Source organism: Gordonibacter massiliensis (ex Traore et al. 2017) (assembly GCF_019731765.1).
In the GTDB taxonomy this organism is placed as follows: Bacteria; Actinomycetota; Coriobacteriia; order Coriobacteriales; family Eggerthellaceae; genus Gordonibacter; species Gordonibacter massiliensis.
The window spans coordinates 75,110-81,942 of record NZ_JAASIO010000015.1; the positions used below are offsets into that span (position 1 = coordinate 75,110).

The following is a 6,833-nucleotide window of genomic DNA, read 5'->3' on the forward strand; positions in this document are numbered from 1 at the left end:
CTTTACCCCTCCAAGCTATCCGAATTGACGCGATCCCGTGATTGGTACACGTCAAAAATCGTGATATCCTCGCCACCGCACATTCGACCGGCTTCAAAGAAAACACCTGATAGCGCTTTGTCTGAATTCACATGCCCCATCAAGAGGAACATGTCGAAGATGCTGACCGCCCCATCTCCATCAACATCACCGGAAATGACCACTTGGTAGCTCGTGCCGTCGACCAAGAGCACGCACCCCGTGCCAAGGGCCCCAACAGGCCTCCCGCCATCGCTCCCAAGCACTTCAACTGTCTGTCCGAGTTTTTCGTAGTGCGCGATCACCTGATCAACCGAAGTGTTCTCGGCAATGCCGGTGACGAAACCTTTAACAGGATCGAGCGACCAGCTTTCATCAAGCTTGAACACGGCATGCAGCTTACGGTCCTTGTCGGCCAAAAACGAAATCGTCTCATCCGCGCTCACCAACCGGCCTTCTTCGTACCAGCCCTCGAATGCGTACCCTTCGGCTCTTACGGCAGACAGCACAACCTCGGAGCCGTACTCGTAAGCGCCGGCGCCGACAATGGTCCCCCCGTTATCGGAATCAACCGCCACGTTTACCATCTTGTGCAGAGGGACGGCCTCTGTATACGAAGCCCGGCCTTGGGTATCGGTAACCGATCTGAGGTATGCGAAACCAAATGTCGAAGAAGTCGCATACTCATACGAAGTCACGCCCTTGGGAACGGCTATCGGCAAGACCTCGCCGTACTCGTATGCCGACGGCTCCGCCGTGAGCGCCAGTTCGTATTGCTTTTCCGCGTTCAAGCCCTCCAATCTGTACCCATGCGCCGTTTGCCGGACCCTGATGCCGGAATCGCCAAGCGAAAAAGGAGGCCAGACAATTACCGAGCCCACCATGCGCTCCGTTGTGTTCGAGAAGTCAACCCGTCTCACCTGCAAGGTAACAGGATAGAATTGGAGGGTTACCCCTATAGGCGAACCGCTGCACACGGTCCACGTCTTTCCATTGTCGAGCGAATACTCGTAATCACTGCTGAAGCTTTGAATGGTCTCCTCTTTCAAATAGTCGAAGCTTACGATGGGTGCCGTAAAACTTGACGCATCGACGGAAAGAGGATTTTTCAGCAATTGAACGCGCGTAAGGGAGATCTTATCCTCCACGAAGTCTCTCCATTGAATCCACGACTTCGTTTCCGCAGCTCCTGTTAGATCCCTCACGGAAATGAAGAAGTCTCGGCTATCGAAGACCCCGGGGATCACCTCGTAAGTCATGCCAAGCGAAGCAGTCTGCGATTCACCTATCGCACGGAGATTTAGCATGTAGCTGATAAGCTGCATGTAGTCTCTCGCGTGCGCTTCGCTTTTGTCGGAGGTATATTTTGATCGAGCAGCCTCAATTGCCGACCCCATCCCCGCGGATAAAACAGAAACGAAGCGAATATTGTCTGCAATCCCATACCGTTCGGTAACATTGAAAATCGAATCGCCGACAACGGTGATTATCTTTAACGCGCCCTTGACTATGGTCACAACGCCGCTCACGTTCGCACCTGAACGGGCAAGGGCCGTCGCCTTGTCAACCGCGGCTCCTCCGAGAGTGTTCAGGCTATCCCAGAATGCGTCTGTCGCGATTTTCGAAACGAAGCTCTCAAGCGGATTTGCCTCATTGATCACCTTTTTTATCGACTTGGCGCAATCGATAACCTTTCTGGCATCTTCCGTCGTGGCGGGCGTGTGGTTAATAATAGAATCGACGAACAGGTTGCATGTGTCCAAACTGTCTTGCGCGGCCAGGAATAGGCTCACATCGGATCCCGCATATATTGCCGCTTCCGTGAATCTTGAAGCTATATCGCGCGAAACCCCTATCCCCTTCCACACTTCCTCGAATCCGTCGGTCGAGAAAAAGCTATGCAACGCCCTGGATGCCTTGGTTTCTTCGAAAACCTGCGTGGACTCAAAGCGCTCTTCTTGGAACACGTACTTCCACTTCCCGATAATGAAGCCCTCCATATCGTAGAGATTGCCCTTGAACACCGCTTGATAGAATTCCCATTGGTACGACTCGTAGATAAGCTCGAACGTGGACGGAAGCACCTCGCCGAGAAAACCCCAGCCTTTCGAAAAAGCCTCTTTCACGCCCGGAACGGCAAGGAACTTGTTCACTCCCTCTAGCCAAGTTTTAGCTTTTTGGAAAGCCTCGTAATCGGTCGAATCGGCGCTCAGCTCCATTGCGTCCAAGATAATGGTTCTCACGCGTTCGTCATCGCCCTCGCCGAACAGGGTGGAGAAATCTCCGTTATCGCCCAGAATCTTGCAGAAATTCCAAAAAGCCTGTCCTGCATTCGAGGGCAGCTTGCTAGAAACCCGCCCGGTCGATGCGTACAGGTTCCAATAGATGTATTGCTCATTGGACATGAGATAGTCGTACGCACCCGCATTCCCCTTCCCAACAAGGGTCAGATCGGCTTTCTCCGTAGCGTTCACCGTAGAATTCAACGCCGACTTGAAATAACTCACGGGTTTCTTGACGAATTCAACCTGCAGGCCATAGGTGTTTTGCATGGTGTGTGTAAAATCAGAAAGCTTCTGCTCCATTTCCGTGTACAGCGTTTGGTCCACGCTCATGTAATGCTTGGTCAGCATGTATCCCGGTGGCAGAATATCTAGCTTTCCCGTGATGCTCGTAGCAAGCTCGATAGAATCGATCTCTTCGGCCGTCAGGTCAAACTTGTCCGCGAGGTTCGCGCCGAACTCGTTAAACAGCTGGGTCTCGATGAGCACATCACCCGTCTCTATGCCCGGGCGATACATATCGAGCTTGCCCTCGTTTATCAGCGACGTATTGTAATAAAACGTTCCATGGTCGAGTTCTTCGGGGATTTCCACTTTCAGTTTCAAATCGGACAAGCCGTACACCTTGATCGGCTCGGAAGCCTCGAACGCTGCATGAATGGGCGCGCCGAACTCGGAGAGAACACCGGAATAATCAGCGTTAAGGTAATATTCTCCCACTTGATCGCCACGCAGTATCCACGAGATCGTCTTCGTTGTTTGCCCGGGTATTTCCGGAATTGCAACCGTGGCATTACTTTCGGATTCGTACGATTCCACAAGAGTCAGGCCTTCGGGCACATCAAGGGAAACGACGTTGTCGATCATACTGAAATCGTTCGATGCATTATTGATGATGTGGAGGTTGACGTCGAAGAATTCCTTGAGGCAGGAAACCCCCACCGGGATATCCAAGATGGCTATAGGCGATTCTTTCGAAAATTCGTAGTCGCCCGGAGTAGAGTCCAGTATGACCGGAATGATTTGCCGCTTCTCTTCGTGCCCGTTGCCTCCCGTGGAAACGATCGTTGGCTCGCCAAAGCCTACACCGGTTAGCTCGTTATAAATGAACGATGTTTCGACATACCGGTCGCCGTAAACCAGATGCATGTTCACTTGCACGAAATACTGGTTCTCCGGCTTTGAAACATCGATGCCCGCTGCAACGATCTCCTCGAACGTCATGCGCGTTATCTCAAACTGCCCCTCGATCATCACGCGGCGAATCAAAGTTAATGACGCCTTCGTCTGCTCGCCAGCCGTAACGATGATATCCTTTTTTACAGGAAGCCATTTGTTATCCGCAATGACGCAGCCGACCGTGTGCCTTCCGACCTCGCCGGTAAACACAACGGATCCGCCGCTGTCCGTAGATTTGATCTCTTGGTCCTCTTCGCCCAAATTGAAATAAACAGGAGCGTTGGGCACCGGTGCTCCATTTTCGTCAACGACGCATACAGTTACCGTTCCAATAAGGGTTCTATCCTTAACGATAATCTGCTTGGAGCAACTGGTGGCGTTGCCCATATCATCGACGACCGTAAGAGAAACGGTGTACTCTCCCGTTTGGGCATAGCTATGCACGGACTTTCTGCTTGAGCTCGAAGTCCCATCTCCAAAATCGATCGAATACGAGGCAATAAGGGAGTTGTCGTTGCTGCGAGAGGCGTCGAAAACGTATTCGACACCCACTTCCAAAACAGAGCCGCAATCGAGCACAGCCACTGGAGAGCTTCTATCGGGAATAGTCACAACAGGCGTCTCGACCGATGACACATTGCCGCAAACATCAACGGCCTCCACCTTGTAGCGATACGAAGCAGCCACAACGGGTATATCGGAATCAAAACATGAGTAAACGGACTGATCGGGGACGACCTGCCGTTGGGCTATCAACGAGTACTCGCTTTCAGAATCGCTCGTCTTGCGATAAATGCGATACCCTATCAAATCGCTTTCCTGGCAACCGGTCCACTCCAAGCACACGCCGGTCCCATCAAAAACGGCAGATGCCTCCGCCACCTGTGGCGCAACCGAATCAACGAGGTAGCAAATTGTTGCGCTGTCGCTCACATTCCCCGCTTTATCAACAGCGGTCGCGCGAATGAATATCGATGCGCCATGATCGAGCTGCTCCAAAGGAATAGCTGCGGAGACGACTTTGCTCGAGGCATCAATTCGCGTCTCCTCGCAAAGCAAGGCGAAGGTTTCGCCATCTACGCTGTATTCCAGCGTCACTTTGTCAAGCGCCTGGTTGTCCGCCGCCAAAACGCTCACGTTCCCGCGCCCAACACCAACACTTTGCCCGTCAGCTGGATACGCGCTCACGATCTTCGGTTTTTCAGTATCCGCCAAGACAGAAGCCGAAACAGCGGACGAATAATCACTCAGATTACCCGCCGCATCGCTCACGGCAACTTTATAGAAGTACGTCCCACCTTCCTCCACTGCACGATCGTAGTAATTGAGGGAGGCAAGATCTTGCGCTATGCGCTCGTAAAGGCCATTTTCCGACGAGGATCGATAAACCTCGTAAGTGCCAAGGTCCGTTTCACCGCCTTGCGACCACGCTATCTCGATGTACCCGTTACGACCAGATGCCGACACGCCGCTTGGCGCAGCAGGAGCCGTCCGATCGACAAAATACTGCACGAAGGGGGCGCTTTTACTCGAATCGCTTTGGTTGCCCGCCGCGTCAAAAGCAAGAGCTCGCACGTACAGGGGTCCTTCGGCATACTCCGCAAGCGACAAATCGTACTGCACAGTTCTCTGCGCGTCGACCCCTCCGAAAGTCTCTTCGTACACATCCTTCCACGTTTTTCCATCTTGGGACGTCTGCATGATCATTTTCTCAACGCAGTATTCGTCGGTCCCCGTGGCAGACAGGCTAATGCTGTTCGAATAGTAGCCCGAAGTTGGTCGCAGCCTCGTAACGACAGGGGCCGTTGTGTCGCTCGCAGTCGTTACATTGATGTCCTCGGAGGCAATTCCCCTATTTCCCAAACGGTCGTAGCCTACGACGCGATAGGTGTATTGCCTTTGTGGGATCAAGCCGTAGATATTCGCACCGAGCGTGGTGCTTGCATCCACGACAGTCGTGTACGTTCCGTCCGAAGCAAGCTGCTCCACGCGATAAAAGGAGATGTCGTTGTCTTCCACGTCCTCCCACGCAAGCGTAACGCTCACCGAGGTTGCGAAATACGTCAGCCCCCGCACTTGCGACGGGCCCGTATTGTCCACCTTGTAGCTGTAGATCAAAGGATCGCTTTGATTTCCCGCCGCGTCGTAAGCTATTCCCTTGAGCTTGAGCACACCGTCAGGAACGATGAAGGAATTGAAGGGGACGTGCAATTTGCCCGAATCGCCTTGGGCCATTAGCGTCCAAGACACACCATCGTCGAGAGAGTAGAAAAGCTGGATGCTCGATACCCCCACGTCATCTTGAGCCTCGACCCCAAAAAGCACCTGACCGCTCAAATAGCTTGCGTCCTCGGGGGTGAGCTTTGTCACAACCGGGGCAACAACGTCTCCCAGCAGGAAGGCATGGGCCTCCACGGAAGGAACGCTCTCCTGATCCAGCACATCGACGCCCACCACGTAATAGGAATACCGAACGCCCTCTTGCACGTCCGTGTCGATGTACGACAGGGTATTACGATCGTTCAGCTGCGCAATGCGCGCATATGTGGCTTGCCCTTCGGTTTTTCGATATACGCGATACACCGTGGTGTCGACTTCTTGGGAGATGGACCACGAAACATAAATCGCCTTCGAATCGCCAAGCGCCGTCACGTTGATGATCTGCGCAGGACGCGTACTGTCCACCGTTACCATCTTGGTGCGCTCCGCCGTCGAGCCGTCCACGTCGGTCAGGCAAAACACAACGTCGTAATTGCCGTCGGGTACAGCATTCACGTCCCACGAAGCAGTGTAGATCGCCTCCCCCGCGACAGAAGGGCCCCGTTTCGCTCGGCCGATCAGGATGCGCTCGCCCCCATCAAGGTAGTAGAACGAGCCCACTACCTCATCGCCCCCCAAAGGCTCCAAATTGCCGTCGTCGATGACGCGCGCGCAAAGCTTGTTGGACTCCAAGCCGACTTTATCGAAATCGTTCTGAGTTGTAACGCTTATTATCCGGGGAGCCGCAAGGATGACGGCCACCGTGGACGCAGTCGTCCTCCTCCCATCAGAGGTGTATCCGCACACCGAGTACTCGTACTTCGAATCGACAGCCAAGCCCCTCTCGGTGAAAGCGGTGTCTTCGGTGGTTCCGAGCAGGACGCCATCGCGGCTGATCTCGTATCCCACGATATCGCTGCCCGGATGGGCGGACCAAGAAAGCACAACGGATTTGCTGTAGCGCTTTGCAACCTTCAGATTGGGAACCGCCATTTCCATCAAGTCGGTCTTGATCTCCGCCCCCGCCGGCAGCGAGGACTGGAGGGCGGCGGCGTAGGCGGCGTAGGAGCCGGCGGGCACGTAGGCCGTCTTCAG

At 53.8% G+C, this 6,833-nt stretch carries 1 protein-coding gene; it reads right to left on the bottom strand.

All coding sequences use genetic code 11. The features are described 5' to 3' along the window. Window positions 1–2 precede the first annotated feature (2 nt). On the bottom strand, window positions 3–6,818 hold the full coding sequence (locus tag HCH03_RS14320; protein ID WP_221690039.1) for a PKD domain-containing protein: 6,816 nt from the start codon (window positions 6,816–6,818) through the stop codon (window positions 3–5). Between the last annotated feature and the right edge of the window lie 15 nt (window positions 6,819–6,833).